The 207-nt window shown below is 69.1% G+C and carries 1 pseudogene; it reads right to left on the bottom strand.

Annotated features, from left to right (window positions below):
* Positions 1-2: 2 nt before the first annotated feature.
* A pseudogene (locus AN216_RS00025) lies at positions 3-207 on the bottom strand (hypothetical protein); the annotation flags it as partial.

Here is a 207-nt window from a genome sequence, read left to right as displayed (position 1 = left end):
GGTCAGTCCTGCGCCAACCCGGCGAACAGGTCCTCAGCCACCGACACCGAGAACGCCCGATCCACCCAGACCCCCAACACCTCCGGATCACCACAACCCGTGATCCGCTCCCGCACCTCGGCCGACACCGTGATCCCCCGGTGCTCCAACACCCGAAGCACCTGGCGCGCCCGCTCCTCAGCCTGACCTTCCGCCTTGCCTTCCGCC

This window comes from Streptomyces oceani, from assembly GCF_001751245.1.
Lineage (GTDB): Bacteria > Actinomycetota > Actinomycetes > Streptomycetales > Streptomycetaceae > Streptomyces > Streptomyces oceani.
This window is presented reverse-complemented; position numbering and strand designations above follow the sequence as displayed.